This window comes from Pseudomonas sp. Eqa60 (assembly GCF_018326405.1).
Lineage (GTDB): Bacteria > Pseudomonadota > Gammaproteobacteria > Pseudomonadales > Pseudomonadaceae > Aquipseudomonas > Aquipseudomonas protegens.
Genome location: NZ_AP024342.1, coordinates 4,988,495 through 5,015,292, shown reverse-complemented (window position 1 = coordinate 5,015,292; position 26,798 = coordinate 4,988,495). Strand labels below are relative to the sequence as shown.

At 62.3% G+C, this 26,798-nt stretch carries 25 protein-coding genes and 1 pseudogene; 16 read left to right on the top strand and 10 right to left on the bottom strand.

Annotated elements, in window-relative coordinates:
- Positions 1-14 precede the first annotated feature (14 nt).
- The gene (locus KI242_RS22460; protein ID WP_011062574.1) at positions 15-575 is read right to left on the bottom strand and encodes a TetR/AcrR family transcriptional regulator; all 561 of its coding nucleotides are present in this window, start codon (positions 573-575) and stop codon (positions 15-17) included.
- Positions 576-768: 193 nt separating this feature from the next.
- Here KI242_RS22460 and KI242_RS22455 point away from each other — a divergent pair, with 193 nt between their 5' ends.
- Together KI242_RS22455 and KI242_RS22450 are read left to right on the top strand one after the other, a co-directional pair.
- A complete protein-coding gene (locus tag KI242_RS22455; protein ID WP_041119412.1) occupies positions 769-1,422 on the top strand; it encodes a GntR family transcriptional regulator in 654 nt (217 codons plus the stop codon).
- A gap of 15 nt (positions 1,423-1,437) precedes the next feature.
- Entirely contained in the window at positions 1,438-2,289 is an 852-nt protein-coding gene (locus KI242_RS22450) for a DUF1989 domain-containing protein (protein ID WP_011062572.1), read from the top strand.
- Positions 2,290-2,333: 44 nt separating this feature from the next.
- On the opposite strand, the gene KI242_RS22445 is transcribed toward KI242_RS22450, so the two are convergent.
- Positions 2,334-2,501 (bottom strand): DUF2897 family protein, encoded by a 168-nt coding sequence (locus KI242_RS22445; RefSeq protein WP_011062571.1) that lies wholly within the window; start codon positions 2,499-2,501, stop codon positions 2,334-2,336.
- 132 nt (positions 2,502-2,633) lie between these two features.
- The gene (eat, locus tag KI242_RS22440; protein ID WP_011062570.1) at positions 2,634-3,998 is read right to left on the bottom strand and encodes an ethanolamine permease; all 1,365 of its coding nucleotides are present in this window, start codon (positions 3,996-3,998) and stop codon (positions 2,634-2,636) included.
- A gap of 342 nt (positions 3,999-4,340) precedes the next feature.
- On the opposite strand from eat, the gene kdpF reads away from it, so the two are divergent.
- The 6 genes and pseudogenes from kdpF (at position 4,341) to KI242_RS22410 (ending at position 12,384) form a co-directional block, all read left to right on the top strand.
- The gene (gene kdpF, locus KI242_RS22435) at positions 4,341-4,430 is read left to right on the top strand and encodes a K(+)-transporting ATPase subunit F (RefSeq protein ID WP_019092894.1); all 90 of its coding nucleotides are present in this window, start codon (positions 4,341-4,343) and stop codon (positions 4,428-4,430) included.
- 11 nt (positions 4,431-4,441) lie between these two features.
- The gene (gene kdpA, locus KI242_RS22430; protein WP_077934596.1) at positions 4,442-6,136 is read left to right on the top strand and encodes a potassium-transporting ATPase subunit KdpA; all 1,695 of its coding nucleotides are present in this window, start codon (positions 4,442-4,444) and stop codon (positions 6,134-6,136) included.
- A 10-nt stretch (positions 6,137-6,146) separates the two neighbouring features.
- Positions 6,147-8,231: a potassium-transporting ATPase subunit KdpB gene (gene kdpB, locus KI242_RS22425; protein WP_212805584.1), complete on the top strand. Its 2,085-nt coding sequence runs from the start codon at positions 6,147-6,149 to the stop codon at positions 8,229-8,231.
- A gap of 36 nt (positions 8,232-8,267) precedes the next feature.
- Positions 8,268-8,813 carry a potassium-transporting ATPase subunit KdpC gene (gene kdpC, locus KI242_RS22420; RefSeq protein ID WP_011062567.1) on the top strand — a complete coding sequence of 182 codons (546 nt, stop codon included), beginning with the start codon at positions 8,268-8,270 and terminating at the stop codon, positions 8,811-8,813.
- Positions 8,814-8,936: 123 nt separating this feature from the next.
- Positions 8,937-11,587: pseudogene (locus tag KI242_RS22415) on the top strand (sensor histidine kinase KdpD).
- A gap of 101 nt (positions 11,588-11,688) precedes the next feature.
- A complete protein-coding gene (locus KI242_RS22410) occupies positions 11,689-12,384 on the top strand; it encodes a response regulator (RefSeq protein ID WP_011062565.1) in 696 nt (231 codons plus the stop codon).
- Positions 12,385-12,399: 15 nt separating this feature from the next.
- Here the strand turns inward: KI242_RS22410 and KI242_RS22405 are convergent, their stop codons facing one another.
- Positions 12,400-13,434, bottom strand: coding sequence for a patatin-like phospholipase family protein (locus KI242_RS22405; protein WP_011062564.1), 1,035 nt, complete (start codon positions 13,432-13,434; stop codon positions 12,400-12,402).
- A 219-nt stretch (positions 13,435-13,653) separates the two neighbouring features.
- Between KI242_RS22405 and KI242_RS22400 the strand changes: the two genes are divergently transcribed.
- The 3 genes from KI242_RS22400 (at position 13,654) to KI242_RS22390 (ending at position 15,750) form a co-directional block, all read left to right on the top strand.
- A complete protein-coding gene (locus tag KI242_RS22400; protein WP_011062563.1) occupies positions 13,654-13,932 on the top strand; it encodes a hypothetical protein in 279 nt (92 codons plus the stop codon).
- Positions 13,933-14,075: 143 nt separating this feature from the next.
- A complete protein-coding gene (locus tag KI242_RS22395; RefSeq protein WP_053153114.1) occupies positions 14,076-14,843 on the top strand; it encodes a CHAD domain-containing protein in 768 nt (255 codons plus the stop codon).
- A 109-nt stretch (positions 14,844-14,952) separates the two neighbouring features.
- Positions 14,953-15,750 (top strand): thioesterase family protein, encoded by a 798-nt coding sequence (locus tag KI242_RS22390; protein WP_011062561.1) that lies wholly within the window; start codon positions 14,953-14,955, stop codon positions 15,748-15,750.
- Positions 15,751-15,754: 4 nt separating this feature from the next.
- On the opposite strand, the gene KI242_RS22385 is transcribed toward KI242_RS22390, so the two are convergent.
- The 3 genes from KI242_RS22385 to KI242_RS22375 form a co-directional block, all read right to left on the bottom strand.
- Positions 15,755-16,117, bottom strand: a complete 363-nt coding sequence (locus KI242_RS22385; protein ID WP_015636551.1) for a hypothetical protein — start codon at positions 16,115-16,117, stop codon at positions 15,755-15,757.
- 119 nt (positions 16,118-16,236) lie between these two features.
- Complete coding sequence (locus tag KI242_RS22380) at positions 16,237-17,718, bottom strand: methyl-accepting chemotaxis protein (protein WP_011062559.1); 1,482 nt, start codon at positions 17,716-17,718, stop codon at positions 16,237-16,239.
- Between the two features lie 85 nt (positions 17,719-17,803).
- Positions 17,804-18,610, bottom strand: coding sequence for a TatD family hydrolase (locus KI242_RS22375; RefSeq protein ID WP_015636549.1), 807 nt, complete (start codon positions 18,608-18,610; stop codon positions 17,804-17,806).
- 235 nt (positions 18,611-18,845) lie between these two features.
- Here KI242_RS22375 and KI242_RS22370 point away from each other — a divergent pair, with 235 nt between their 5' ends.
- The 3 genes from KI242_RS22370 to KI242_RS22360 all read left to right on the top strand — a co-directional run bounded on the left by KI242_RS22370 (position 18,846) and on the right by KI242_RS22360 (position 21,411).
- Positions 18,846-20,267 (top strand): transglycosylase SLT domain-containing protein, encoded by a 1,422-nt coding sequence (locus tag KI242_RS22370; RefSeq protein ID WP_011062557.1) that lies wholly within the window; start codon positions 18,846-18,848, stop codon positions 20,265-20,267.
- 103 nt (positions 20,268-20,370) lie between these two features.
- The gene (locus KI242_RS22365; RefSeq protein WP_053153111.1) at positions 20,371-20,805 is read left to right on the top strand and encodes a DoxX family protein; all 435 of its coding nucleotides are present in this window, start codon (positions 20,371-20,373) and stop codon (positions 20,803-20,805) included.
- Between the two features lie 285 nt (positions 20,806-21,090).
- Entirely contained in the window at positions 21,091-21,411 is a 321-nt protein-coding gene (locus KI242_RS22360) for a hypothetical protein (RefSeq protein ID WP_011062555.1), read from the top strand.
- Positions 21,412-21,542: 131 nt separating this feature from the next.
- Here the strand turns inward: KI242_RS22360 and KI242_RS22355 are convergent, their stop codons facing one another.
- Positions 21,543-22,172, bottom strand: coding sequence for a response regulator transcription factor (locus KI242_RS22355; protein WP_011062554.1), 630 nt, complete (start codon positions 22,170-22,172; stop codon positions 21,543-21,545).
- A 292-nt stretch (positions 22,173-22,464) separates the two neighbouring features.
- Here KI242_RS22355 and greB point away from each other — a divergent pair, with 292 nt between their 5' ends.
- Entirely contained in the window at positions 22,465-22,938 is a 474-nt protein-coding gene (greB, locus tag KI242_RS22350) for a transcription elongation factor GreB (protein WP_011062553.1), read from the top strand.
- A 33-nt stretch (positions 22,939-22,971) separates the two neighbouring features.
- On the opposite strand, the gene KI242_RS22345 is transcribed toward greB, so the two are convergent.
- On the bottom strand, positions 22,972-25,476 hold the full coding sequence (locus tag KI242_RS22345; RefSeq protein ID WP_053159707.1) for an ABC transporter permease: 2,505 nt from the start codon (positions 25,474-25,476) through the stop codon (positions 22,972-22,974).
- The gene (locus KI242_RS22340; protein WP_053159705.1) at positions 25,476-26,159 is read right to left on the bottom strand and encodes an ABC transporter ATP-binding protein; all 684 of its coding nucleotides are present in this window, start codon (positions 26,157-26,159) and stop codon (positions 25,476-25,478) included. Before KI242_RS22340 ends, KI242_RS22345 begins: the two co-directional genes overlap by 1 nt.
- A 10-nt stretch (positions 26,160-26,169) precedes the next feature.
- On the opposite strand from KI242_RS22340, the gene KI242_RS22335 reads away from it, so the two are divergent.
- On the top strand, positions 26,170-26,775 hold the full coding sequence (locus KI242_RS22335; RefSeq protein ID WP_019092884.1) for an arylesterase: 606 nt from the start codon (positions 26,170-26,172) through the stop codon (positions 26,773-26,775).
- The last annotated feature ends 23 nt before the right edge of the window (positions 26,776-26,798 follow it).

The window sequence follows — 26,798 nt, the reverse complement described above, 5'->3', positions numbered from 1 at the left end:
TGGAGCGGATCGCTTCAGCGCCGCTCCTGTTGCTTCAGGCCCTCGCGAACCACCTCCAGTATCCGAGTTCCCAACTCCGGGTTTTCCACGCTACGAGAAAGCATGAGTGCACCGACCAAGGTGGACATGAGCATCAGGCTTCGCTCGGCTTTCTGTTCGCCTTCCAGCACCGATTCTAGTTGTTCGAGCCTGGTGTTGAGCACCTCATCTGTAGTCGCACTGGGTTGCCCGCGCTGGCCGAGTTCCGAGCTCATGGTCGGTAGCGGGCAGCCTTGATGAGGGGACTTCTGGTGCCACTCGCAGAGGTAGTTATCGATAAAGGCTGGCAGTGGATGCTCTTGTGCGAACAGTGCAGCGCAATGGGCGTCCAGCTCCTGGGCGGCGGCGCGCAGGGCTTCTTCTACCAGTTCATCCTTGGACTTGAAGTGGGAATAGAAGCCGCCATGGGTCAACCCCAGGGCTTTCATCAGGGGCTGTAGACCTGTTGCACCTATCCCGTCACGTCGAAAACGTTCTGAAGCTTCCTTGATAATGCGTTGATGAGTCTGGGCTTTATGGTCTGGCGAGTAACGCATTTGAGAAACCTCCGCAACTAGAAGGCCATTTTAACCAAGGATTATCAGATCATGCCCCTACTTCTAGGCAGGGATTGTCAGCGTTGACAGCTTCCCGACAGCTTTTCGTGAGGGCATAAGGGGGTGATTGAAGTTGGCACGATAAGTGATTACCTGCTGTTCATGAATTGTTGAACAATCGTGAGGTGCCCCCATGAGCGACGGACTATCCCTGGCGGACCACATTACTGTGGAACTGCGGGCTGACATCATCGGTGGTCGTTTATTGCCCGGAATGGCGCTGGTGGAAAGCGAGCTGGTCAGTGCCTATAACGCCTCACGCAATACCATCCGTGAAGCCCTGCACCGCCTGGGGCAGGAAGGGCTGACCTGGTACGTGCGGCACAAAGGCGTGGTGGTCCGTCGCCTTGGTGCTGATGACGTGCGGGATCTGTTCCGAGTGCGCCGTACCCTGGAGTTGCAGGCCATCGCCAATGCTCGCCCGCTACGCGAGTACCAGTCCGATCGCATGCTCGATGCCATCGAAGCGGCGGAGCTTGCCCGGGAGCGCGAGGACTGGCGCGCCGTGGGAACCCATGGCCTGCGTTTTCACCAGCATGTGGTGGGGTTGCTGGGCTCGCCACTATTCGATGAGTTCTTCACCAACGTGGTGGCGCAGTTGCGCCTGGTGTTTTGTACGGCGCCGGATGAGGCGCGGTTTCAGGCGCCCTGGCTGGTCCGCGACCGACAGATCCATGAATGGCTTCTGGAGGGTGACAAGGCGGCCGCCATCGAGGCCATGGAGTTGTACCTGGACGACTCGGAGCGCCTGCTGTTGGACATGCTCGACCAATCCCTGTGTCACTGAATGAGGGCGATACCCATGTACAAAGACTATCCAGCGGCTTATCAGGTCAGCAAAGGTTCGGCGCTACAGGTGGACAAGGCGTTTTACGAACGCATTCGGCACAATCAGGGCCAACGCCATCTGATTGAGCAGTTCGAGGTTCCGATCCGTACCGGACGCGCCTGGAAGGTGCCCGCCGGGCACGTATTTCGGGTGACCACCCCGGTAGGGCCGCAGGTGGGCGACTTCAACGTATGGAATGCCAACGATCCGCGTGAGCGCCTCTGGGCTGCGCGCACCCGGCAGTTGCAGGGGGCGCATGTCAGTACCCACGACCGGCTCTGGTCGAACCTGCCTTTTCTGCGGCCGCTGGTGACCATCACCGATGACAGCCTGGCCCATTACGGCATCGACGAGCATGGTGGCCGCCTGCACGATCTACTGGGTACCCGTTGCGACCCCTATGTGAATCGCATGCTTACCGGCGAGGACTTTCACCATCACTGCCATTCCAACCTGACGCGGGCAGTGCTGCCTCATGGCCTGACCGAGTTCGATGTGCATGATGTGTTGAACATCTTCCAGTGCACGGGCCTGAACCATGACGACATGTACTTCATGAAGGCCTGCCCGGCGCAGAAGGGGGATTATCTGGAGTTCTTCGCCGAAATCGACCTGCTCTGTGCATTGTCGACCTGTCCGGGCGGAGATCTGTCCTTGCCGATGTGGGGGCCTGAAGCCCAGGACCCGTTAAGCGTGTGCCGTCCACTGGGAGTGGAAATCTATCGTCTGGACGAATCGCTGCTCGAAGGCTGGAGCCAGCCGCAACGTGCAGCCTATAAGGGCCAGCACGGGTTGCACATTGCCAAGGCCGAATGGGAGCGCTGAGCTTCCAGGCAGCCCCTGCACGTTAGGGTGAAGGGGCTGTAGGCTTAACGATCCTGCGCTTCCTTGGCATCCATTTGTGCGTTGCGCTCGGCCACGCGCTTGCGTTGCTCATCGGTCAGCTCGACCTTGTTGGCGGTGTCGCGCAGCATCATCAAGCCGCCAACGATAGAACCGATAGCAACCACCAGAATCAACCAGGCATACCAGGGCATAGGGCTCTCCTTAATGGGCAGTAGCCCGCAGGCGAAGGTTCGCCTTCGGGCCTGCCTATAACGCTTTGAGTTAAAGCGCTTCGCAGTGGTTCCATTGTATGCCTGATCCGCCTGGTGCGAGCAGAGCGCGGTTCAACGGCCGGTGAGCATGGCGTCCACCGGCGCGTCGGCCCGCAGTTGCCCGGTCAGCAGGAAGTAGATGAAGCCCAGGGCCATGAACACCAGAAATATCAGGCCGATCAGGGCATTGAACCAGGCCATGGCCACCAGGCAGACCGCGGCCAGTGCCAGGGCGATGGCCGGCACCAGCGGGTAGCCCGGGGCGCGGAAGCTGCGTGGCAGATTCGGTTCCGCCCTGCGCAGTTTGAACAGGCTGAGCATGCTCATGATGTACATCACGATGGCACCGAACACCGCCATGGTGATCATGGCGGCAGTGAGGGTCATGCCGCCAAGGTTGATCAGACCATCGCTGTAGATGGCGGCGATGCCGATCAGGCCGCCGGCGATGATCGCCCGATGTGGCGTCTGAAAGCGCGACAGCCTGGCCAGGGAGGCAGGCAGGTAACCGGCCCGGGCCAGGGCGAAGAACTGGCGCGAGTAGCCGAGAATGATCCCGTGGAAACTTGCCACCAGGCCGAACAGGCCGATCCATACCAGCATGTGCAGCCAGCCGGAACTGTCACCCACAACGGTCTTCATCGCCTGGGGCAGCGGGTCGTTGATGTTCGACAAGCTGCGCCAGTCCCCCACGCCGCCGGCGAAGAACATCACCCCCATGGCCAGCAGCACCAGGGTCAGGATGCCGCTGATATAGGCTTTGGGAATGGTGCGCTTGGGGTCCTTGGCTTCTTCGGCAGCCATGGCCGCGCCTTCGATGGCCAGGAAGAACCAGATGGCGAAGGGAATGGCGGCGAACATCCCGGCAATTGCCGGGGCGCCGAAGGCGTCGGCGCCTGCCCAGCCGTTGAGGGCGAAGTTGCTGAAGCTGAAGGCCGGGGCCACCACGCCCATGAACACCAGGAGTTCGGCCACCGCCAGCACGCAGACCACCAGTTCAAAGGTGGCTGCCAGTTTCACCCCGAGAATGTTCAGGCCCATGAATACGATGTAGGCGCCAACCGCGGCATGTTTCGGATCCAGGGCCGGGAATTGCACGTTCAGGTAAGCGCCGATGGCCAGGGCGATGGCGGGAGGGGCGAAGACGAATTCGATCAGGGTGGCCAGCCCCGCGATCAAGCCGCCTTTTTCACCAAAGGCGCGACGGCTGTAGGCAAACGGGCCGCCGGCGTGGGGAATCGCCGTGGTCAGCTCGGTGAAACTGAATATAAAGCAGGTATACATGGTCGCCACCATCAGCGAGGTCACGAGAAACCCCAGGGTTCCTGCCACGCCCCAGCCATAGCTCCAGCCGAAGTACTCCCCGGAAATCACCAGTCCGACTGCGATGCCCCATAAATGCAGAGTGCCCAAGGTGGGCTTGAGTTGTGTGTTCATCGGTTGCTCCCTGAACGATTAGGACGTGCTCGCGGCTGTTCTGTGCAGTGCCCATGCCAGTTCCTGGAACACCGTCGTAAAGCACGAAAAGCTGTCGTATCGAGGATGTTTCGCCGATTTTTAGCACTATTGACCTTCAGTGCATGGGGGCGTGATGCCTCGCATCGGGGCAGCCGCGCTCCAGAGGCGAGCGATGCGCTTCATCGCCCCTCGTAAAGGCTGGATGACGCCAGTCTTTACGCTTTCTTTATGCGCTGCCCGCCCCGTCGATCTCGTTCCTTTACAGGCACCCTGCGGACAATGCCTGCATTCGCGGCAATCGCCGTACCACGGAGACATTCAATGAACATTCTGGACGCGGTGTCGCTGCTGCTGGCAGTGGGCCTGTTCATTTATCTATTGGTTGCGCTGCTGCGCGCGGATCGGAACTAGGAGCTGCGGTTATGCACAGTTATGACTATTGGCTGATCCTCGCCTTCTTCGCTCTGGTGCTGTTGCCCGCACCTTGGCTGGGGCGCTTCTACTACCGGGTGATGGAGGGCCAGCGCACCTGGCTGACCCCCGTTCTGGGCCCGGTGGAGCGTGTCTGCTATCGAATCTCCGGGGTCGATCCACAGGTTGAGCAGAGCTGGCAGAAATACACCCTGGCTCTGCTGGCCTTCAACCTGGCCGGGTTTGTCCTGCTGTTTGCCATCTTGCTGTTTCAGGATCACCTGCCGCTCAATCCGCAGCATCTTCCGGGGCAGGAATGGACGCTGGCGTTCAACACCGCAGTCAGTTTCATGACCAACACCAACTGGCAGTCCTACAGCGGCGAAGCCTCCCTGAGCTACCTCAGCCAGATGGTCGGCCTTACCGTGCAGAACTTCGTCAGCGCTGCCACCGGGCTGGCGGTGCTGGTTGCCTTGTGCCGTGGCATTGGCCGGCGTTCGGTGCGCACCCTGGGCAACTTCTGGGCCGATATGACCCGCGCCACCCTCTACGGCCTGCTGCCGCTGTGCCTGCTGCTGGCGCTGTTCCTGGTCTGGCAGGGCGTACCCCAGACCTTTGCCCATTACGTGGATGCCCTGACCCTGCAGGGCAATGACCAGGTCATTCCGCTGGGCCCGGCCGCCAGTCAGATTGCCATCAAACAGTTGGGCACCAACGGTGGCGGTTTCTTCGGCGTCAACTCGGCGCACCCGTTCGAGAACCCCACGGCCTGGAGCAATCTGTTCGAACTGGTATCGATCATCCTGATTCCGGTGGCCCTGGTGTTCACCTTCGGCCATTACGTCAAGGACCTGCGTCAGAGCCGGGCGATCATCGCCTGCATGTTCGCCTTGTTCCTGATCGGCGGTGCTACCTCGCTGTGGGCGGAGTATCAACCCAACCCGGCGTTGCAGAACGCAGCGGTAGAGCAGGCTGCGCCCCTGGAAGGCAAGGAAGCCCGCTTCGGCACCACTGCCACGGTGCTCTGGTCGGTGACCACCACTGCGGCCTCCAACGGTTCGGTGAATGGCATGCACGACAGCCTCAACCCGCTGAGCGGTATGGTGGCGCTGATCAACATGATGGTCGGCGAAGTGATCTTCGGCGGCGTCGGCGCGGGCCTCTACGGCATGTTGCTGAACGTGTTGATCGCAGTGTTCCTGGCCGGGCTGATGATCGGTCGCACCCCGGAATACCTGGGCAAGAAGCTACAGGCCAAGGAGGTGCAGTTGCTGGTAGTGACCCTGATGGTGATGCCCATCGGCGTCCTGGTGCTGGGCGCCCTGGCCGCCAGCTTGCCGGGGCCGGCAGCAGCCATCAGCAACCCGGGGCCCCATGGCTTCAGTCAACTGCTCTACGCCTACACCTCGGCCAGCGCCAACAACGGCTCGGCGTTCGGTGGCTTCAGCGCCAATACCCCGTTCCATAACCTGATGCTGGGTCTGGGCATGCTGATCGGTCGCTTTGGCTACATCCTGCCGGTGCTGGCCCTGGCCGGCAGCCTGGCGATGAAGAAGACCGCACCCATCGGCCAGAACAGTTTTCCCACCCATGGCCCGCTGTTCGTGGCCTTGCTGACCGTGACCATCTTGCTGGTGGGCGGCCTGACCTTCCTGCCGACCCTGGCGCTGGGCCCAATCGCCGAACACCTGAGCATGGGCTTCTGAGGACCTGATGATGAATATGCATGTTCCTGCCTCGAACAAAGCCGCCGATGCGCTCGCCAAGAGCCAGCCGGCCAAGGCCGAAGTGGCGAGTACCGCAATCTCTGCCCTGTGGCGCCCGGCGCTGATCCAGGCTTTCGTCAAGCTTGACCCGCGCCAGTTGCAGCGCTCGCCAGTGATGCTGGTGGTGGAACTGACAGCGATCCTGACCACCGTGCTGTGTTTCATTCCGGACCCCGCAGTGCCGACCTTCGTCGCCGCCCAGATTGCTCTCTGGCTGTGGTTCACGGTGCTCTTTGCCAACTTCGCCGAGGCCCTGGCGGAAGGCCGCGGCAAGGCTCGTGCCGACAGCCTCAAGGCCGGTAGCGAGGGCTTGAGCGCCCGCCGCCGGGCCAGCGACGGCAGCTATCAGCTGGTGCCGGCGGTCAATCTGCGCAAAGGCGACGTGGTACGGGTCGAAGCCGGCGAAATGATTCCCGGCGATGGCGAGGTGATCGAAGGTATCGCCGCGGTCAACGAAGCGGCAATCACCGGTGAATCGGCTCCGGTGATCCGGGAATCCGGCGGTGACCGTTCGGCGGTGACCGGCAATACCCGGCTGGTCTCCGACTGGCTGCTGGTGCGCATTACCAGCAACCCCGGCGAGTCGACCCTGGACCGCATGATCGCTCTGGTGGAAGGCGCCAAGCGGCAGAAGACACCGAACGAAGTGGCCCTGGATATCCTGCTGATCGGCCTGACCCTGATCTTCCTGCTGGTGGTGGTGACTCTGCAGCCCTTCGCCCACTTTGCCAATGGCAGCCTGCCGCTGGTGTTCCTGGTGGCGCTGCTGGTGACCCTGATCCCCACCACCATCGGCGGCCTGCTCTCGGCCATCGGGATCGCCGGGATGGACCGCCTGGTGCGCTTGAACGTGATCGCCAAGTCCGGGCGTGCGGTGGAGGCGGCGGGTGACGTGCACGTGTTGCTGCTGGACAAGACCGGCACCATCACTTTCGGTAACCGCCGTTGCAGCGCCATCTACCCGGCGCCGGGCGTCAGTGCCCAGGTACTGGCCGAAGCGGCCTTGATGGCCTCCCTGGCGGACGACACCGCTGAAGGCAAGTCCATCGTCGAGTACCTGCGGGAGCTTTATCCACAGCCCGAGCCGGGCAGCGATCTGCTGACGGCAGTGCCTTTCAGCGCTGAAACCCGGCTGTCCGGGGTCGATTACCAGGGCCGGGTCTATCGCAAGGGGGCAGTGGATTCGGTGTTGAGTTTCGTCGGCCTCAAACGCAGCGAGCTGGCACCGGCCCTGTCCCGGGAGATCGACAAGATCGCTCAGAGCGGCGGCACCCCGCTGCTGGTCTGTGCCGAGGGCCGGATGCTCGGCGCCATTCACCTCAAGGACGTGGTCAAGCCCGGCATTCGCGAGCGTTTCGCCGAGTTGCGCAAGCTGGGTATCCGTACCGTGATGGTGACCGGCGACAACCCGCTGACCGCCGCGGCCATTGCCGCCGAAGCCGGAGTCGACGATGTGCTGGCCGAGGCCACGCCGGAGAAGAAGCTGGCGCGCATTCGCCACGAGCAAAACGACGGGCGTCTGGTGGCCATGTGCGGTGATGGCGCCAACGACGCACCGGCATTGGCCCAGGCCGATGTCGGCATGGCCATGAACGACGGCACCCAGGCGGCGCGCGAGGCGGCCAACATGGTCGACCTGGACAGCGACCCGACCAAGCTGCTGGATGTGGTGCAGATCGGCAAGGAGCTGCTGGTGACCCGGGGTGCCCTGACCACCTTCTCCATCGCCAACGATGTGGCCAAGTACTTCGCCATCCTGCCGGCGCTGTTCGCGGCGATTTATCCACAGCTGGGGGTGCTCAACATCATGGGGCTGGTCAGCCCGCAGAGCGCAATCCTTTCGGCCATCGTGTTCAACGCCCTGATCATCGTGGTGCTGATCCCCCTGGCATTGCGTGGGGTGCGGGTACAGGCGGCCAGTGCCGCGCACCTGCTGCGGCGCAACCTGTTGATCTACGGCGTGGGTGGCATTGTCGTGCCCTTTGTCGGGATCAAGCTGATCGACATGCTGTTGACCGCGCTGCACCTGGTGTAACCGGCCTGCAGATCTGAGCGAATCGAGGAGTGAGAAATGACTAGCGTAGTGCGTCCGGCCTTGAGCCTGATTGTGTTGATGACCCTGATCACCGGTGTGGCCTATCCCCTGGTGGTGACCGGCGTGGCCCAGTTGGCCTTCCCGGAGCAGGCCAATGGCAGCCTGGTGCGCGATGCCGACGGCAGGGTGCGGGGTTCGGCCCTGATCGCCCAGGATTTCGTCGGTGATGCCTGGTTCCATCCGCGCCCTTCGGCGGGGGCCTTTGCCACGGTATCCAGCTCTGCCAGCAACCTGGCGCCGAGCAACCCGGCCCTGGCCACGCGGGTGATCGAGGATGCCGGCAAGCTCCTGGTACCGGGGCAGGGGCCGGTGCCCCTGGCATTGCTGACCACTTCGGGCAGCGGCCTCGATCCACACTTGCCACCGCAGGCAATTGACTATCAACTGGCGCGGGTCGCGGCGGCGCGCAACCTGTCGCCAGCCAAGTTGCAGGCCCTGGTGGACGCCCATATAGAGCAGCCGCTGGTGGGGCCGCCGGTGGTCAATGTACTGGCCCTGAACCTGGCCCTGGAACAGCTGTAGCCGCTGCCGAACCTGCGAGGCTGCAAAATGCCCAGCAGGGGCTTCCAGCCCCAGGGAGCGCTGGCAAACGCAACTGAAGTGAGCGCAGATTGAACCGAATGTCTTGTCGCAGAGAGATAACCCATGAGTGATTCCGGTCGAGCCGACGCGCTGCTAGCCGAGCTGCCACGGGACGGCCGCGGCCGGCTCAAGGTGTTCCTGGGCGCCGCCCCGGGGTTGGCAAGACCTACGCCATGCTCCAGGCGGCCCATAGCCAACTGCGCCAAGGGGTCAAGGTGCTTGCCGGGGTGGTGGAGACCCACGGCCGCGCCGAGACCGAAGCCTTGTTGAGCGGGCTGCCCCAGCAGCCCTTGGTGCGTTCGGAATACCGTGGCGTATTGCTGGAGGAAATGGACCTCGACGGCCTGCTCAAGGCCAAGCCCAAGCTGGTACTGGTGGACGAACTGGCCCACAGCAATGCCCCGGGCAGCCGGCACGCCAAGCGCTGGCAGGACATTCAGGAGTTGCTGGCGGCCGGGATCGACGTCTTCACCACGGTCAATGTCCAGCACCTGGAAAGCCTCAATGACCAGGTGCGCGGCATTACCGGGGTCCAGGTGCGCGAAACCCTGCCTGACTGGGTGTTGCAAGAGGCCTATGAGTTGCTGCTGGTGGACTTGCCGCCCCGAGAGCTGCTGGAGCGTCTGCGGGACGGCAAGGTCTACGTGCCGGAGCAGGCGCGGGCGGCCATCGATGCATTTTTCACCCAGACCAACCTCACCGCCCTGCGCGAACTGGCGATGCAGACCGCCGCCGCCCAGGTGGACAACGACCTGGCCCAGGGCTATCGCCAGTTGGGGCAGGCGGCACCGGCGGTGCGCGGGCGGCTGCTGGTGGGTATCGACGGCGATGCCCAGGCCGAGCGGCTGGTACGTCACGCCAGCCGTGTGGCTCAGCGTCGCCACCTGCCCTGGAGCCTGGTGCATGTGGATAACGGCCGGTTGCGCGACGAGCAGGCACGCTTGCGCTTGCAGGCCGCTCAACAACTGGCCGAGCGCCTGGGCGGGGAAGTGGTCCTGTTGCGTGCCGGCGAGGTGGCCAAGACCCTGATCCAGCACGCCGCGGAGCGTCGCGCCAGCCTGCTGCTGGTGGGGCAGTCCAGGCGCCGCTGGCGCCGGCGCTGGTTCGGTGGCGGCCTGGCGGCGCGCTTGCTGCGCAATGCCGATGGCCTGGAGATCAATGTCCTGGACAGCGAGCCCCAGCCCCATCAGCCGGGCCTGCGGGTCAAGCATTCGCTGATCTGGTTCGACTACGTCCTGGCAGTCCTGGCCACCCTCCTGGCCAGCGCCCTGGCCTGGGGGGTGGCCAGTGTCCTGCCGTTGCCGAACATCTCCCTGGTGTTCCTCGCCGCGGTGCTGCTGGTGGCGGTGCGCAGCAGCCTGGGGCCGGCCCTGGCTTGCGCGGCGCTGTCCTTTCTCAGTTATGACTTCCTGTTCATTCCGCCGAACTTCTCCCTGGCCATCCAGCGGGAAGAGGATGTGCTGACCCTGCTGTTCTTCCTGCTCATGGCCGCGCTGACCGGCAATCTGGCGGCCCGCCAGCGCCGGCAGTTGCAGGCCTTGCGCGATACCCAGGAGGAAACCGGCGAGCTCCTGGACCTGTCGCGCAAGTTGACTGCCGCCACTGACCGGCAAGCGGTGATCAGCGCCGCGGCCCAGCATTTGAATGGTCGCGACGAGTTGCGTGTCTGCCTGATCAACCGCGACGGGCAGGGTGGATGGAAAGTCGAGACCGGTGGTTCGCCGCAGTTCTCCGAGGCCGAGCGCGCGGCGGCCGACTGGGCCTGGCAGCATGACCAGCCGGCGGGGCTGGGCACCGGGACCTTGCCCTTTGGTCGATGGTGGTGGTGGCCGCTGTCGGTGGATGACGGGCCCCTGGGGTTGCTCGGTGTCTGCCCCCGTGAGGGCGAGGAGTTCAGCGGCCAGCGCCGGCGCCTGCTCACTGCGCTCAGCCAGCCACTGGCCCAGGCCCTGGCACGGGCGCGGCTGGCCGAGGACTTGGAAGCGGCGAGGCTGCACGGGGAGACCGAACAGTTGCGCAGCGCCTTGCTGGCTTCGGTATCCCATGACCTGCGCACACCGCTGACCTCAATGCGCGGCAGTATCGACAGCCTGCTGGCCCTGGGGGAAGCGATCCCCCTGGAAGATCGGCGAGAGCTGCTGGAGGGCACGCGGGATGAGGCCGAGCGCCTGGACCGCTATATACAGAACCTGCTGGACATGACCCGGCTCGGCCATGGGGCCCTGAAGCTGGCCCGGGACTGGGTCGCGCCGGGGGATATCGTCGGCAGTGCCCTGAACCGCCTGCGGGCGGTGCTGGCGCCGTTGCAAGTGGCCACCGAACTGCCAGCGGACTTGCCCTTGCTTTATGTCCATGCGGCGCTGATCGAGCAGGCGCTGGTCAATGTGCTGGAGAATGCTGCCCGCTTCTCGCCACCCCAGGGCCATCTGCAGTTGAAAGTCAGTGCCAGCGAGCAGGAATTGAGCTTCGCCGTCAGTGATGAGGGCCCGGGGATTCCCGAGGATGAGCGGGCAAAGATCTTCGACATGTTCTACACCGCTGCCCGTGGCGACCGCGGCGGGCAAGGCACCGGCCTGGGCCTGGCGATCTGCCAGGGCATGGTCGGCGCCCATGGCGGGCATATCAGTGTCGCCGAGGGCATTGGCGGCAAGGGGACATGCATCACCTTGCACCTGCCGTTGCAGACCCAGCCGGAGCTTGAGTCCGACCTGTGAATACCTGTAGAACGCGCTGCGGCCTTGCCGCGTCAGCGCCACACGGATGCGGCATGCCTTGCGCTACGCTTTTGCCTCTTAATTTGTCTTGAACTGAAACCATGAGCCAGACCGCGACCATCCTGGTCATCGACGACGAGCCGCAGATTCGCAAGTTCCTGCGCATCAGCCTGGCGTCCCAGGGATACAAAGTGATTGAAGCCGGGACCGGCACCGAAGGCCTGGCCCAGGCCGCCTTGAACAAGCCGGACCTGCTGGTACTTGATTTGGGGCTGCCGGACATGGATGGGCAGCAGGTGCTGCGCGAGTTTCGCGAGTGGTCGGCGGTGCCGGTGCTGGTGCTTTCGGTGCGTGCCAGCGAGCTGCAGAAGGTCGAGGCGCTGGATGGTGGTGCCAACGACTATGTGACCAAGCCTTTCGGTATCCAGGAGTTCCTGGCGCGGATTCGCGCCCTGTTGCGCCAGGCGCCGAGCGGGGAAGTGCAGGAGGCGGCGTTGCAAGTGGGGCCGCTGACGGTCGACCTGGCTTATCGGCGGGTGCTGCTGGACGGTGTCGAAGTGGCCCTGACCCGCAAGGAATATGCGGTGCTGGCCCAGCTGGCGCGGCACCCGGGGCGGGTGATTACCCAGCAGCAACTGCTCAAGGACATCTGGGGCCCGACCCACACCGAGGACAGTCATTACCTGCGGATCGTGGTCGGGCACTTGCGCCAGAAGCTGGCGGACGATCCGACCCGGCCACGCTTCATCGTCACCGAGGCGGGGGTCGGCTACCGCTTGCTGGGCGCCGATTCCTGAGTTTGCGGCCTTTCGCTACTGGTCCTGCTCGTAGCGGTCCAGGGTATCGCTGGCAATCTCACGGCCCAGGGCGATCAGCTCCGGCGCCTTGTAGAACTCGAAGAAGCGGCAGACGCGCTTGGGCACGTTGATGAGGATATCCGGCGGGTAACCGGCGATCTTGTACTGCGCCAGGGAGGTCTGCATGACCTCGAAGCTCTGGTTGACCAGGTCCAGCAATGACGCCGGGCCGACGTTGTCGATGATGAAGGAGCCGCTGGCGGATTTCGGCGCGCCGTCGGTTTGCGGCGCGGCGGCCGGTTGCTGGGCTTCCGGTTCGGCGCCCTCGACCCATGGATTGATCTCCGCGGCTTCGCTCTTGAAGGCTTCCTGCTCGAGCAGTAGCAGTTGTTCGGCCTGCTTGCGGCGAAACGGCAGGTGTGAGCCCAGGGAGTTGATCAGGCTGTCAAAGCGGCTCTTGAACGCGGGTGGGCGCTGGATTACCGGTAACTGGTAGTGGCGCTGGTTGGTGGAGTTGAGGTTCACCGCAATGATCAGGTCGCAGTGGCTGGAAACCACCGGAACGATGGGCAGCGGGTTGAGCAGGCCGCCGTCCACCAGCATGCGGTTGCCCTGCATGACCGGGGTGAACAGGCTGGGGATCGCGGCGGAAGCACGCATGGCCTGATGCAGGCAGCCTTCCTGGAACCAGATTTCCTGCTGGTTGGTCAGGTCGGTGGCGACGGCGGTATAGGGGATGCGCAGGTCTTCGATGTTCACTTCGCCGACGATCTTGCGGATCTGGCCGAAGACTTTCTCGCCGCGAATCGCCCCCAGCCGAAAGCTCACGTCCACCAGGCGCAGCACGTCGAGGTAGTCCAGGCTTTCGATCCATTCCCGGTACTCGGCGAGCTTACCTGCGGCGTAGATGCCGCCGACCACCGCGCCCATCGAGCAGCCGGCAATGCAGGCGATGTCATAACCGCGTTTTTCGATTTCCTCGATGACGCCGATATGGGCGTAACCGCGAGCGCCCCCCGACCCAAGGACCAATGCGACACGTTTGCTCATGATTCGTCCCTTCGACAAACAGGCTGCAACAATGCACCCATAGCGCCTCGTGGTTCAATTGCTGATGCGCTGCGGGGCCTGTGAGTTTTTTTCTAGGGCCGCCGGGGCCGCGAGGCTATGCTCCTGCAGCTATATTTTCCAAGGGGTGGGACTGGCACTTTTTCCTGCGGCCATCGTCTTAACCTGTACGACTGTTTTCCCTATCTTGAGGTGTCATCGATGAAAGCCTGGATCTGCCTGCCCCTGATTGCGTTGGTATTGACCGGTTGTGCAGGCAAGACTGCCTACCGTGACAGTTGCGGCACGCAGCTGGACGCTGCCTGGCACGAGCTGGACCTGGCCAAGGCCGAAGGTTTCGCTGGCACCGTGAGTTACTCCAAGGCGTTGTCGCTGCTGACCGGCGCCAAGACCCAGCAGCAGTTCGAAGCCTTCGAAGGCTGCACCAACAAGGCCGAGAAGGCGCGTTTCTACATTCGTGAATCCCGGGCCGGGCGCTGAGCCGCGACAGCCGCTAAGCTGGTCCGACAATCATCACCGCGAACCTGAATGATCTGGCGCAATGCCTGTCGCCGGTTCGCGGTGCCATTCTTGGAACTGGATAAGCCGAAGTCAGGCTTTTGACTCGTGTTGGGGAAGCCTTGATGTCTGCCTTGGTTGATCGTTTGGTGGCTCAGGTTCTGGGCCTGGAAGTGAGTTTGCTGGCTTGTCAGGCCCGCTTGTCGGCCGCCACGGATGCCGAGGCCTTGCATGATCTGCGCATCAGCGTGCGACGCTTGCGCAGCCTGTTGCGCCCGTTGCGTGGCCTGCCCGGAGTGGAGCAACTGGAAGCCGCGGCCAGCGAAGTGGGGCGGGTGACCACGCCGATTCGTGATCGTGAAGTATTGGCGGCCTATCTGCATCAGCATGGCCAGCATGCTGCTGCCGACCGTCGTACCTCACAACTGTTGCATGAGTACTCGGCAGTGGCCGCGGGGGCGGAATTGGCGCAGTTGTTTCTGGTGCTGGATGTCTTCCCCAGGTTCCTCCGGGCCTCTGAGCGCCAAGGTTTGCTGCGGGGCCTGCGCGACAGTATCGAAAAACGCCTGGCCAAGCAGTGGAAAGCCTTGGGCCAGGCGCTGCTGGACCCTGCCCACGACCGTCATCGCCTGCGTCTGCTGATCAAGCGGGTGCGTTACGCCGCCGATGCCTATCCCGAGCTGGATCGCTTGCCCTCCCAGGCGATGAAGCGCCTCAAGGCGGCTCAGAGCGCCCTGGGCGATTGGCATGATTGCTGGCAATGGCTGGCCCAGGCCGAACAGCAACTGGATTTACTGCCCTGTGTGGCGGTCTGGCGCAGAACCATGCTCAAGGCCGAGGCCCGCTCCGATCAGGTGCTGGAGCAACTGCATCGCGATTGCTTCAAGCGGTGAAGGCCAAAGGGCGGCTTATCTGTCCGCTGCTTTGGCCGGAATAATGGCTGTGTGGCTCTGCGACGCTGGTTAAGATCCCTCAGTCTATTTTTTGTCCCCCGAGGTTTTCATGCGTTTCTACGATTTGCTCGAAGCCGTTCGCGGCCAGCCCCAGGCGCTGACCATTCCGGCGGAATGGGCCCAGGGGCGCGCCAGTTTCGGTGGCCTGGTGGTTGCTCTGCAGTATGAAGCGATGCGGGCCAAGGTTGCGGCGGACCGCCCCGTGCGGTCGCTGGCGGTCACCTTTGTCGGCCCGGTGGCGCCAGATGTGCCGGTCAGTTTCGAGGTGGATGTGCTGCGCGAAGGCAAGGCCGTCAGCCAGGTACTGGGGCGGGTCATGCAGGAGGGGCAGGTGGTGACTCTGGTGCAGGGCAGTTTTGGCGCTTCCCGTGAATCGTCCGTCAGTGTGGCCGCCGAGCCAGCGCCCGAAATGAAACACTGGGATGACTGCCAGGAGCTGCCTTATATCCAGGGTGTGACGCCGGAGTTCATGCGTCATCTGGCAATGCGCTGGAGCATCGGTGGCCTGCCATTCACCGGCAATCGCTCCCGCGACATGGGCGGTTGGGTGCGCTTGCGTGGGGATGTGAAGGAAGAGCCGGTCACCGAGGCGCATATCCTGGCGCTGGTGGATGCCTGGCCGCCGGCGCTGTTGCCGCACCTGACCAAGCCCGCTGCGGGCAGCACCCTGACCTGGACCATCGAGTTCGTCCAGCCGTTGCTGGAACTGAGCACTCTGGACTGGTGCAAGTACCGGGTGGAAATCGAACACGCGCGTGACGGCTACGGGCATGCGGCAGCGGCCTTGTGGAATGCTGAGGGCCAATTGATCGCCCTGAGCCGCCAGACGGTGACCATCTTCGCCTGAGCCATCAGTGCCGGTGGCGCTGCAACCAGGCACGCCACCAGGCACCGCTCAGGACAAAGCGTGGAAAGGTCACGAACTGTTCCACCAGCAGCCGTTGCACGGCATCCTTGCGATCACTGAAGGGCTCGGCGGCCTGGACCTCCAGGCTGTGTCCGTGGCGCTGCAGGCCCAGGGCTGCGAGGATGCCGACCACACCGATGGCCAGGCTCAGGAAGCTCAAGGAAAACACGCCCGAAACAATCAGCAGAAAGCCGATGATGAATAGCGGTACGGCAATCAGGTGCAATACCAGATTGGCAGGGTGCTGGTGATTCTGCGGGTAGACGCGCCATTGCCAGGCGGGGAGGTTGGGGTGACGTTTGCCCATGATGATCATCCTTAGTTCTTGAAGACTCATGAACCAAGGATAGGGGCCAGTTGGGATGGCGGCGAATCAAGGCTGGCTATCGGTCCGATAGCCAGTAGAGGGGGGTAGAGGCACTCGGATCAGAGTTTCAGCTGGCCTATGGCTTTGCTCAACTCACCGGCCAGGGTCGCCAGTTCACTGCTGGTGGTGGCCGAGGCAACGGTCTGTTGCACGGTGTTCTCGGTGACATCGCGAATGCTCACCACCGCCCGGTTCATTTCTTCCGCTACCTGGCTCTGCTGTTCCGCTGCGACAGCGATCTGCGTGTTGCTTTCGCGCATCTGGGCTACGGCGCCGGTGATTTCCGCCAGTGCCGCGCCGGCTTCCTGGGCCTGTTGCACGCAGTCATCGGCCTTGAACGAGCTTTCCTGCATGAAATCCACAGCATCCCGGGTGCCGGCCTGCAGGGCCGAGACCATGCTGGTGATCTCGTCGGTGGAGGTCTGCACACGCTTGGCCAGGTTGCGCACTTCATCCGCTACCACGGCAAAACCGCGGCCCATTTCCCCTGCTCGAGCGGCTTCGATGGCGGCATTGAGTGCCAGCAGGTTGGTCTGCTCGGCGATGCTGTGGATAACGTTGACCACGCCATTGATCTTCTGGCTGTCCTCGGCGAGCTTCTGAATCATCTCGGCGGTCTGCTGCACGCCATTGGAAAGCCCGGCGATGGATTTCTGCACCCGGCCCACCACTTCATGGCCGGTACCGGCCAGGGTGTCGGCGGTCTGCGACAGGTCCCGGGTGGCACCGGCATGCTGGGCGATGTGATAGACGGTGGCGGACATCTCGTTGATGGCCGTGGCGGCCTGATCGGTTTCGCTCTGCTGGCCGAGCATGCCGTGGCGTACATCGTTCATGCTCGAGGCCAGGCGTGCGGCGCCCTGGTCCAGCTGCCGGGCGGTATTGGCCACGGTATTGACTACCCGCTGGTATCCGGCCTGCATGGCATTGAAGGCGCTGGCCATCTGACCCACCTCGTCCTTGCAGGACAGCGGCACGCGAGCAGACAGGTCGCCGGTCTTCTCCACGTGCAGCATGACGTCCTTGAGGGTGTTGAGTTGGCTGAGGAGAAAACGGATCAGCAACTGCGAGGCGCAGAGCATGGCGAACATCAGGATGAACACTGCGACGGCGTAATTGGTGAAACGATCGCTGAAGACCTGGGCCAGGCTCGGGGCGTAGGCCAGTACGGCGACCTGCTGGCCGTCGGCACGCTGGATCACGTCAGCGCCCAGTAGCGGATTTTCACCGAACAGCGGCATCGGGTTGAGCTCGACCCAGCCGTTGGCGCCGTTGAGTTCGCTGAGAGTCTGCTCGTTGAGGCTGGGGGTCTGTCCCCGGGAGAAATACAGCAGGTGTTCGGCGCTGGGCAGCGCCTGTCCTTCGGGCCAGGCGCCGAGCAGCTTCGCCTCGGCCTGGGCGGCAGCCTGGGCTGTCTGGCTGCGAGCCTGTTGCTCCAGTTGCACGGCGTACAGCACCAATAACAAGGTGGTGACGAAGGCGACTGCATTGACCGCCCAGAATTTGTACTTCAGCGAGATATTGCTAAGCCAGGCACCCATGGAAGGTCTTCTCTGATTGAGCGAAACAGTATTGGCAAGGTGCCATTATTGTGCCGCCATGATCTCGGAAAAATCTTGATGTGGGTCAAGCAATCTCTGGCAAGCGAAAAAACGCCCGAGAGCAGGCGGTACTGTGGCTTGCAAGGTCTTCCAGGGTTTCACCGCGGTGCAACGCAACTTCTCGTAAAACCTCGGTCAGATAGGCCGGTTCGTTACGACCATTTTTCGGCTTTGGCCGCAAGCTGCGGGGTAGCAGGTAGGGGGCATCGCTTTCCAGCATCAGGCGCCCGCGGGGGATGTCGCGTACCAGCGGGTGCAGGTGGGTGCCGCGGCGTTCGTCGCAGATCCAGCCTGTGATGCCGATGTGCAGGTCCAGGTCGAGGTAGCTGAACAGGGCCTTTTGTTCACCGGTAAAGCAGTGGACTACAGCAGCCGGCAAGCGATCACGGAAATCCCGCAGGATATCCAGCAAGCGCTGGTTGGCGTCACGTTCGTGGAGAAACACTGGCAACTGCAACTCGACAGCCAGGGCCAGGTGTTCTTCCAGGACTTTTTCCTGTTGCGGGCGGGGAGAGAAGTCCCGGTTGAAGTCCAGGCCGCATTCGCCCACGGCGCGTACCCGTGGCTCTCCAAGTAGAGCGCGCAAGCGTCGCGGGCTGTCGGCATTCCAGTCGCTGGCGCTGTGGGGATGCAGCCCGGCGGTGGCAAACAGTCTCTGCCCGTCGGCGTCCAGTTTCTGGCACAACTCCAGGGCCTGTTCACTGCCTTCGACGCTGGTTCCGGTGAGGACCAACTGGCACACCCCAGCCTCATAAGCACGATTGAGAACGGCTTGGTGTTTTTCGGCAAAACTGGGATTGGTCAGGTTGACGCCGATATCGATGAGTTGCATGGTGCTATCTCCGCCTGCGGCCGGAAAGCATATCAGAGCTGTAGATTTATAAGAAAAACCAAGAACTACAACGAGTTATAGCTGTCTTTTGCTGCCGGACCAGAGCAACGGCCACGTTCTTCAGCGCCATTGCACGGGTCTTTCGCAGCTTGCCAGCGCTCAAGGCGCTCTGTTTCTGGCAATCAATTCTTCAAAAAACGACGAAGGGTTGAACGGTATTCTTTGCGGAGAACGGATGACCCGATCCTCGATATTGCTCGCGCTGTGCCTGTCATTGCTGCTGCCCTTGCCGGCGCTGGCGCGCTTGCCCGGGCCACTGGAAGCGCACGCCACGGGAAAAGTGCGCGACCTGGCGGAAATCCGCAGCAGCCGGGTACTCCGGGTGCTGGTCAATCAGAGCCGCAATAGCTCCGGAGAAGTCCAGGGCCAGGCCATAGGTGTCGAGTACCACCGCCTGCGCTCGTTCGAGCAGTACCTCAATGGCCATGCTCGCGACGGCCAGGAAATCAGCCTGAAGATCATTCCCAAAGCCAAGGATCAATTGCTGGGTGCATTGCAGCGGGGCGAGGGCGACCTGGTGGCGCCTGGTGAGCTGCTGGAAGCCCAGCCCGGAAATGCGGTCAGCTCCAGCGACCCGATCGTCAGTAATGTTCCCCTGCTGCTAGTCGGGATCAAGGGTGAGCGCCGTTATACACGGATCGAACAGCTGTCCGGCAAGACCCTGACCCTGACTACCGGTAGTGCGGCGGGGGACGCGGTCAGCCAGATCAATCAGAAGCTGGCCCTGCACAAGCTGGCGCCGATCAAGGTGGAGTGGGTCGACCCCAGCCTGGCGGTGGAGGATGTGCTGGAAATGGTCCAGGGCGGCATTTTTCACCTGACGGTTGTCGAGCAGCCGATTGCCGAACGCTGGAGCAAGATCCTGCCCAAATTGCGTTTGGACAGGCAGTTGAAGATCAGTGAGCCGGGTGAAGAACACTGGTTTGTCCGGCGCGATGCGTCGATGCTGCGGGCGAGTATCGACCGCTTCCTCAAGACCTATAAGGCGCCGGCGGATCAGGATGTGGCGTTCCTGCGTATCTACCGACGCCAGTATCAGGTGCACTATCCCCTGGCCCGGGCCGACCGTCAGCGTCTGGAAAAACTGCGTCCGGTTTTGCAGAAGCATGCCGGCGAACAGGGCATGGACTGGCTGAACCTGGCGGCGCTGGCGTTCAAGGAGTCAGCGTTGCAACCCCCTTCCAGAAGCGGCAGCGGCCCTACCGGGCTGATGCAGATCACGCCTTCGGCAGCGCAGCGGGTCGGGGTCAACAATATTCAGTCCGTAGATAGCAATGTGCAGGCAGGGGCCAAGTACCTGGCGATGATTCGCCGTAAATTTTTTGCCAGCCCCAAACTCAATGAGCGCGAGCGCATGGCATTTGTGCTGGCGGCCTACAACATGGGGCCGGAGCGGGTGCAGGGTATGCGCAGTGAAGCCCGGCGGCGGGGGCTCAACCCCAACCAGTGGTTCTTCCAGGTGGAGCGCATCGCCATGGAGCAAGTGGGCATGGGGGCCGTCAGCTATGTTAATAGCGTCAACAAATACTATCTGGCCTTTGATCGTGAACGAGACTCCCTGGAGCCTCCGGAGCGAAAAGTTGCGTCACGTAAATAATCTAAAAAATCGATTATTAGCTTGAGCAATTTCTGCTTTTAACATGATTAAAACTGATTAGTATGACGGCCAACTTTCCTACCTTCACACAGGACTACACAGCATGAGCACACTGACCAACAAGCTACTGGGCACTCGCGCGGGCTACGGCTTGACCGTACTGCGGATCTTCGTCGGCATCATCTTCGTGGCTCACGGCTCGCAGAAACTCTTTGGCTGGTTTGGTGGTGGCGGTCTGGCGGGAACGGCGCAGTGGATGGAGAGTATCGGTCTGGCTCCCGGCTATTTGATGGCGTTGTTATCGGGGGGCACCGAATTCTTTGCCGGTCTGGCATTGATCATTGGCCTGCTGGCGCGTCCCGCTGCATTGGGCCTGTCGTTTACCTTGCTGGTGGCGATTTTCTCGGTGCATATCAGCCATGGCCTGTTCATGGCCAACAACGGTTATGAGTTCGCTCTGGCACTGCTTGGCGGCACTGTCGCAGTTCTGATTGAGGGGGCCGGCAAGCTGTCTCTGGATGCGGTAATCGCCAAGTAAGTCGATACGCGGGCGGTGTTCCAGAGGCTCTGGATCAGCCTTCGGCAAAGTTATCCCAGGCCTGCGAATGCAGGCCTTTTTCGTAGCTGACAAATCTTGACACTGACCTGTCGGCTTCTCTAGGATGCTGCTCATGCGCCGATTTAAACAGCTACTTGCGGGGCGCCAGGTGAGTCGAAAGATCACTGATAGAAGCTATAGTCAGGCTTCGAAATACCGCTAAAGCGCTGGTTCGGTGTTGCCTCTCACCTGCCCGGCAGAAATCTGAGGCAGAGACACAATACGATGAATGCACCACGCCCCCTTGTACGTCTTGCGCCGATCACGGCGAGTCTTTCCCAGCGCAATCCGAAAATCCTCCTGGGTGGCAAGCACCAGCCCACACTATTGCGTTATCTCGACGGTTGGCCACGACGTTCCCCGGGCCCAGCGGCATTTCTGATTCAATTTGTCGAAGAAGGTGAGTCCCTGGCACGCTTTGCCAGCGACAGCTTCGATCTGGCGGTCATTCCGGCACCCAGTGCAGCGGATGCTGCTGAAGTCATCAAGCAACTGACCCGCGTCGCTCGCCAGGGGTTGATCATCCGCCGCCAGTTCAGCAGTTGACCCGCCGGTAGTGCATCACGGCTGCTGAACTGCGCCTTGTACAGATCGGAATTCCATTGAACAGAAACCGACTGGAACGTCTTCAGTCGTGGCGGTTGTCCGTCATTTGGTGGCGATTAATGGCTTGATGATCAAACAACGGCATTGCGTTTGGCCAATTCGGCCAAGGCCACCAGGTTGGAAACATTGAAACGCTTGAGTAACCGCACTTTGTAGGTGCTGACGGTCTTGTGACTGATCAACAGCGCATCGGCAATCTGCTGGTTGTTCAGACCGGTAGCCAGCAGTTTCAGCACTGTTATTTCGCGGTCGGTCAGGCGGGAAATCAACACACTCTCCTGGTTGGCGGCGTTGGTGTTCTGCTGCAGGATATTAATGGTGTCTTCCGGAAAGTAGCTGTACCCGGAAAGGATGGCCTTTACCGCATTGGCCAATTCGTGAAGGTTCTCGGTCTTGCACAGAAAGCCTGCGGCTCCGGCTTGCAGGCAGCGCAGGGCGAAGTTTTTCGAATCACTTGAGGTCAGTACCAGGGTCTTGACGTGCAGCCCGGCGGACTTGATGTGCGCGATGACCGAGAAACCATCCAGGTTGGGGATGCCCAGGTCGAGGATCAGCAGGTCCGGCAGGTGTTTGCGCACCAGTTGCACGGCATCGGCACCGTTGTCGGCTTCGGCGACGATATTGTGATGATGAGGATCCAGTACCGACCTGATGGCCAGTCTGATCAGTGGATGGTCATCGACGATAATGATGTTGCCCATGTGGTACTTTCCCTTTGTTTTTGAGGTGTTGGTAGTTATTGGCTAGCTCTGTGGGGAATGGGTATCAAGCAGTGTGGCGTGCCGATTGCCGACGCTCTTGTCGAACCTATGCCCTGGGCCGTACGGCTCGGCTGTTTGGCCCTATGATTGGCTGACCTCTCTGAAATCTAAATCGGACAAATCTGATAGTGATGTCCATAGATCGGTGGCAGATGCCGCTCATGACGTGCCGGCTTTGTCGGCTCATACAACTAATGCGCAGCATGCATAAGGCTGGAGGCTGATTAGCCAATTGAGTACCAAGCTCATCACACAGGATGGTTACGACGCTCTGAAACAAGAGCTGGACTATTTATGGCGGGAGAAGCGCCCGGATATCACGCAGAAGGTCACCTGGGCGGCCTCGCTGGGCGATCGCAGCGAGAATGCGGACTATCAGTACAACAAGAAGCTTCTGCGGGAAATCGATCGTCGGGTGCGCTACATACGCAAGCGCCTGGAAGACATGAAGGTGGTTTCCTACGCGCCGGAACAGGAGGGACGGGTGTTCTTTGGTGCTTGGGTCGAAGTCGAAAACGAGGCGGCCGAGATCAAGCGCTTTCGTATCGTCGGTTACGACGAGATCTACCTGCGCAAGGACTACATCTCCATCGACTCGCCCATGGCCAGGGCGTTACTGAAGAAGGAAGTGGGTGACGAGGCCGTTGTCCACACCCCGGCAGGTGAAACCTGCTGGTGGATCAACCAGATCGATTATGTGAAGTAGGCTCGCCGACCTGGGCAGGCGAGCCTTGGGCTTTCAACCTTCGCGCAATACATTCAGCGGGCTGGCGTTCAATGCTCGACGGGTACCGAAAACTCCCGCCCCGCCTACTAGCAGCGCCCCCACCAGAGGCAACAGTAACAGCCATGGATGCGGGTGCCAGGGCAGATCGAAAGCGAACCGGTAGAGCACCAGGCTGACCAGTTCGCACCCCAGTGCCGCCAGCAGGCCGCTGACTGCGCCCAGCAGGCCAAACTCGATCCGCCTGGCTTTCACCAGCAGTTGCCGCTCGGCCCCGAGGGCACGCAGCAGCGCCCCCTGGCGAATGCGTTCGTCCAGGGTGGCCTGGAGTCCGGAAAACAGCACTGCCATTCCTGCCGCCAGGACAAACAGCAACACATACTCCACCGCCAGGGTGACCTGGGCCAGGATGCTGCGCAGTTGTTCCAGCAGGGCTTCGACCTGAAGGATGGTCACGGCCGGGAAGGCCCGGGACAGCTCGACAATCTGCTGATCGTGACCAGGACTCAGGTAGAAGCTGGTCAAGTAGGTTGCGGGCAGATCCTTCAAGGTGCCCGGTTGGAAGATCATGAAGAAGTTCGGCTGGAAGTTGTCCCAGTTGATGCTGCGCAGGCTGGTGACCCGGGCCTCCCGGTTGGCGCCGGCGACCGTGAAGGTCAGGTGATCACCCAGCTTCAGCTTCAGGCTCTGCGCCACCTTGGCCTCGACCGAGACGCCGGGCAACCCGTCATCCGGCTGGGCTGACCACCAACTGCCCTCGATAATGCTGTTGCCGCTGGGCAGATCGGCGGCCCAGGTCAGGCTCAGATCGCGTTGTATGGCCCGATCACCGCTGGAATCCTTGCTGACGATCTCCCTTACCGGCTCGCCATTGATGCTCACCAGGCGCCCCGGAACCACGGGGTACAAGGGCGCCGAAGGGGCGGAGAGCTGCACCAGGCGCTCGCTGAAGGCCTGTTTTTCCGCCGGCAGAATGTTCAGTGCGAAGTAGTTGGGGGCATTTTTCGGCAATTGGTTTTGCCAGGTGTCCAGCAGTTCGCCCCGCAGCAGGGCAATCAGCGCCATGGACAACAGAATCAGGCCGAAAGCCAGGGATTGCCCGGCCGCAGCCAGGGGGTGACGCAGCAACTGGCCCAGGCCCAGGCGCCACGGCAGGGCGGCGCGGGCTAGCAGGCGCCGCAGGCTTTGTAACAGCAGCAGCAACAAGCCACCCAATACCAGTGCCGCCAGCAGGCCACCGCCCAGCAGGGCGAAGGTCAGCACCAGGTCCAGGCTCAAGCGCCACATGATCAGGCCCAGGGCCAACAGAGCGGCGCCGTAGATCATCCAGGTGCTGGAGGGGATTGGCAGCAGGTCGCGCCGCAGTACGCGCAGCGGCGGCACCCGTCCCAGCGCAGCCAGGGGCGGCAAGGCGAATCCGGCCAGGGCCACCAGCCCGGTACCGATGCCGGCGATGGCGGGTAGCAATCCCCCGGGTGGTACGTCGTTGGGCAGCAGGTCATGTAGCAGGTAAAACAGGCCGAGCTGAGCCAGCCATCCCAGCAACGCCCCACTGAGGCTGGCCAGCAGACCCAGAACGCCTAGCTGTACGCTGAACAGCAGCATGGTTTCCCGGCGTGAGAGGCCCAGGCAACGAAGCAGGGCACTGGCATCAAAGCGTCGCGCGGCGAAGCGATTGGCCGACAAGGCTACTGCAACCCCTGACAGCAGCACCGCTACCAGGCTGGCCATGTTCAGATAACGTTCGGCCTTGCCCAGGGCTCCACCGATCTGCTGGTTGCCATCGCGGGCATCCTGCAGCCGCTGGTTGGCGGCCAGCGCCGGCTTGATCTGTTGACGATAGGCCTCAAGCGCCGGAGCCGGTCCGCGCCACAGTTCCTTGAAGCTGACCCGGCTGCCAGGCTGGACCACGCCGGTGGCTTGCAGATCTTGCAGGTTGATCAGGACCCGGGGCGTCAGGCTGTAGAAGTTGCCGGCCCGGTCAGGCTCGTAGGTCAGTACCCTGGCCAGGCGCAAGGTTTTCATGCCGACGTCGATGCTGTCGCCGATCTTGAGGTCCAGCGCAGTCAGCAAGCGCGGTTCGACCCAGGCGTCTCCGGGCGCGGGACCGCCGCCGGGCTCTTCGACCCCATAGGGGGCTGGGGCACTCTTGAGCTGCCCCCTCAGGGGGTAGGCTTCGTCGACGGCCTTGATGCTGGAGAGCTGGATCGCATTGTCGGTGGCAATGACGCTGGAGAACTCGACTATCCGCGCATGATCCAGCCCCAGTTTCAGGCCGCTGTCGAGCTGTTCCGGGCGTGCTGGGGAGCTGCCTTCCAGCAGCAGATCGGCGCCGAGGAACTCGGTGGCGCGTAACAGCATGGCGCCGTTCAAGCGTGCACCGAAGTAGCCGATGGCCGTGCTGGCCGCAACCGCTACCAGCAAGGCGAAGAACAGTACTCGCAACTCTCCGGCACGGGCATCGCGCAACAGTTGGCGGACAGCGAGGCTGAACAGGCGCGGCAGCGGCAGACGTGCCATCAGGGCTCCAGAGGGGCGACCAGCAGGCCCGCTTCAAGACGGATCAGGCGCCGGCAACGATGGGCCAGGCGTTCATCATGGGTCACCAGCACCAGGGTGGTGCCGCTTTCCTTGTTGAGTTCGAACAGCAGGTCGCTGATGCGTTCACCGGTATGGCTGTCGAGGTTGCCGGTGGGTTCATCGGCAAACAGCACATCGGGTTCGGCAGCGAAGGCCCGGGCAATGGCTACCCGCTGTTGTTCGCCACCGGAAAGCTGGCGTGGCGAGTGGCTAAGGCGCTGGCCAAGGCCAACCCGCTGCAGCAGTTCGGCGGCCCGCTCGCGGGCATCGCGACGGCCGTCCAGCTCCAGGGGCAGCATGACGTTTTCCAGGGCATTGAGGCTGTCGAGCAATTGGAAGGACTGAAAGACAAACCCTACATGCTCGGCCCGGATACGGGCCCGCTGATCCTCGTCCAGCTGGCTCAGGGCCTGGCCGGCGAGGGTGACTTCGCCGCTGCTGGGCAGGTCGAGCCCCGCCAGCAAGCCGAGCAGGGTCGATTTGCCGGAGCCGGAGGCGCCGACGATGGCCAGGCTGTCGCCCTGGTTCAGCTCGAGGCTGAGTTCATGCAGAATGGTCAGTTCACCTTCCGCGCTGGGAACCACTTTGCTAAGGTTCCGCGCAGTGAGAATGCTTGCGCCCATGGAGAATCCGATGCGTGTATGGTTTTTGAGTGCCGGCCTGGCCTTGATGTGCATGGCCCAGAACGCAGCGGCGGGTACGGTCCTGATCGTTGGCGATAGTATCAGTGCGGCTTTCGGCCTGGATACCCGTCAGGGCTGGGTAGCCCTGCTGGAAAAGAGGCTCAAGGACCAGGGTTTTAACGACAGGGTAGTCAATGCCTCGGTCAGTGGTGACACCAGTGCCGGGGGCCAGGCGCGGCTGCCGGCGCTGCTTGCAGAGCATAAGCCTGAAGTGGTGATTCTCGAGTTGGGGGGTAACGATGGCTTGCGCGGCCAGCCGCCCCGGCAATTGCAACAAAATCTTGCTTCGATGATCGACAGCTCCCAGGCCCAGGGTGCCAAGGTGCTGCTTTTAGGCATGCAATTGCCGCCCAACTATGGCGTGCGCTATACCCAGGCCTTTTCCCAGGTCTACAGCCAGTTGGCCAGCGAGAAAAAGGTGGCCTTGGTGCCGTTTTTTCTTGACGGGGTCGGGGGGCATCCCGAACTGATGCAGGCAGACGGTCTGCACCCTGCGGCAGCGGCCCAGGGCAAGTTGCTGGAAAATGTCTGGCCGACGCTAAAACCGCTGCTTTGACGCTTTTCTAGTGACAGTGTTTC

What these genes read in the sequence shown, in the direction of transcription:
- KI242_RS22455 (WP_041119412.1), top strand. Translation starts at nt 769, where the DNA reads ATGAGCGACGGACTATCCCTGGCGGACCACATTACTGTGGAACTGCGG.
- KI242_RS22375 (WP_015636549.1), bottom strand. Translation starts at nt 18,610, where the DNA reads ATGCAACTCATCGATATCGGCGTCAACCTGACCAATCCCAGTTTTGCC.
- KI242_RS22460 (WP_011062574.1), bottom strand. Translation starts at nt 575, where the DNA reads ATGCGTTACTCGCCAGACCATAAAGCCCAGACTCATCAACGCATTATC.
- KI242_RS22400 (WP_011062563.1), top strand. Translation starts at nt 13,654, where the DNA reads ATGAAAGCCTGGATCTGCCTGCCCCTGATTGCGTTGGTATTGACCGGT.
- KI242_RS22385 (WP_015636551.1), bottom strand. Translation starts at nt 16,117, where the DNA reads ATGGGCAAACGTCACCCCAACCTCCCCGCCTGGCAATGGCGCGTCTAC.
- KI242_RS22395 (WP_053153114.1), top strand. Translation starts at nt 14,076, where the DNA reads ATGTCTGCCTTGGTTGATCGTTTGGTGGCTCAGGTTCTGGGCCTGGAA.
- kdpF (WP_019092894.1), top strand. Translation starts at nt 4,341, where the DNA reads ATGAACATTCTGGACGCGGTGTCGCTGCTGCTGGCAGTGGGCCTGTTC.
- KI242_RS22335 (WP_019092884.1), top strand. Translation starts at nt 26,170, where the DNA reads ATGCGTGTATGGTTTTTGAGTGCCGGCCTGGCCTTGATGTGCATGGCC.
- KI242_RS22345 (WP_053159707.1), bottom strand. Translation starts at nt 25,476, where the DNA reads ATGGCACGTCTGCCGCTGCCGCGCCTGTTCAGCCTCGCTGTCCGCCAA.
- KI242_RS22340 (WP_053159705.1), bottom strand. Translation starts at nt 26,159, where the DNA reads ATGGGCGCAAGCATTCTCACTGCGCGGAACCTTAGCAAAGTGGTTCCC.
- KI242_RS22450 (WP_011062572.1), top strand. Translation starts at nt 1,438, where the DNA reads ATGTACAAAGACTATCCAGCGGCTTATCAGGTCAGCAAAGGTTCGGCG.
- KI242_RS22410 (WP_011062565.1), top strand. Translation starts at nt 11,689, where the DNA reads ATGAGCCAGACCGCGACCATCCTGGTCATCGACGACGAGCCGCAGATT.
- KI242_RS22380 (WP_011062559.1), bottom strand. Translation starts at nt 17,718, where the DNA reads ATGGGTGCCTGGCTTAGCAATATCTCGCTGAAGTACAAATTCTGGGCG.
- KI242_RS22405 (WP_011062564.1), bottom strand. Translation starts at nt 13,434, where the DNA reads ATGAGCAAACGTGTCGCATTGGTCCTTGGGTCGGGGGGCGCTCGCGGT.
- KI242_RS22365 (WP_053153111.1), top strand. Translation starts at nt 20,371, where the DNA reads ATGAGCACACTGACCAACAAGCTACTGGGCACTCGCGCGGGCTACGGC.
- kdpB (WP_212805584.1), top strand. Translation starts at nt 6,147, where the DNA reads ATGAATATGCATGTTCCTGCCTCGAACAAAGCCGCCGATGCGCTCGCC.
- KI242_RS22355 (WP_011062554.1), bottom strand. Translation starts at nt 22,172, where the DNA reads ATGGGCAACATCATTATCGTCGATGACCATCCACTGATCAGACTGGCC.
- kdpA (WP_077934596.1), top strand. Translation starts at nt 4,442, where the DNA reads ATGCACAGTTATGACTATTGGCTGATCCTCGCCTTCTTCGCTCTGGTG.
- KI242_RS22445 (WP_011062571.1), bottom strand. Translation starts at nt 2,501, where the DNA reads ATGCCCTGGTATGCCTGGTTGATTCTGGTGGTTGCTATCGGTTCTATC.
- kdpC (WP_011062567.1), top strand. Translation starts at nt 8,268, where the DNA reads ATGACTAGCGTAGTGCGTCCGGCCTTGAGCCTGATTGTGTTGATGACC.
- KI242_RS22360 (WP_011062555.1), top strand. Translation starts at nt 21,091, where the DNA reads ATGAATGCACCACGCCCCCTTGTACGTCTTGCGCCGATCACGGCGAGT.
- eat (WP_011062570.1), bottom strand. Translation starts at nt 3,998, where the DNA reads ATGAACACACAACTCAAGCCCACCTTGGGCACTCTGCATTTATGGGGC.
- KI242_RS22390 (WP_011062561.1), top strand. Translation starts at nt 14,953, where the DNA reads ATGCGTTTCTACGATTTGCTCGAAGCCGTTCGCGGCCAGCCCCAGGCG.
- KI242_RS22370 (WP_011062557.1), top strand. Translation starts at nt 18,846, where the DNA reads ATGACCCGATCCTCGATATTGCTCGCGCTGTGCCTGTCATTGCTGCTG.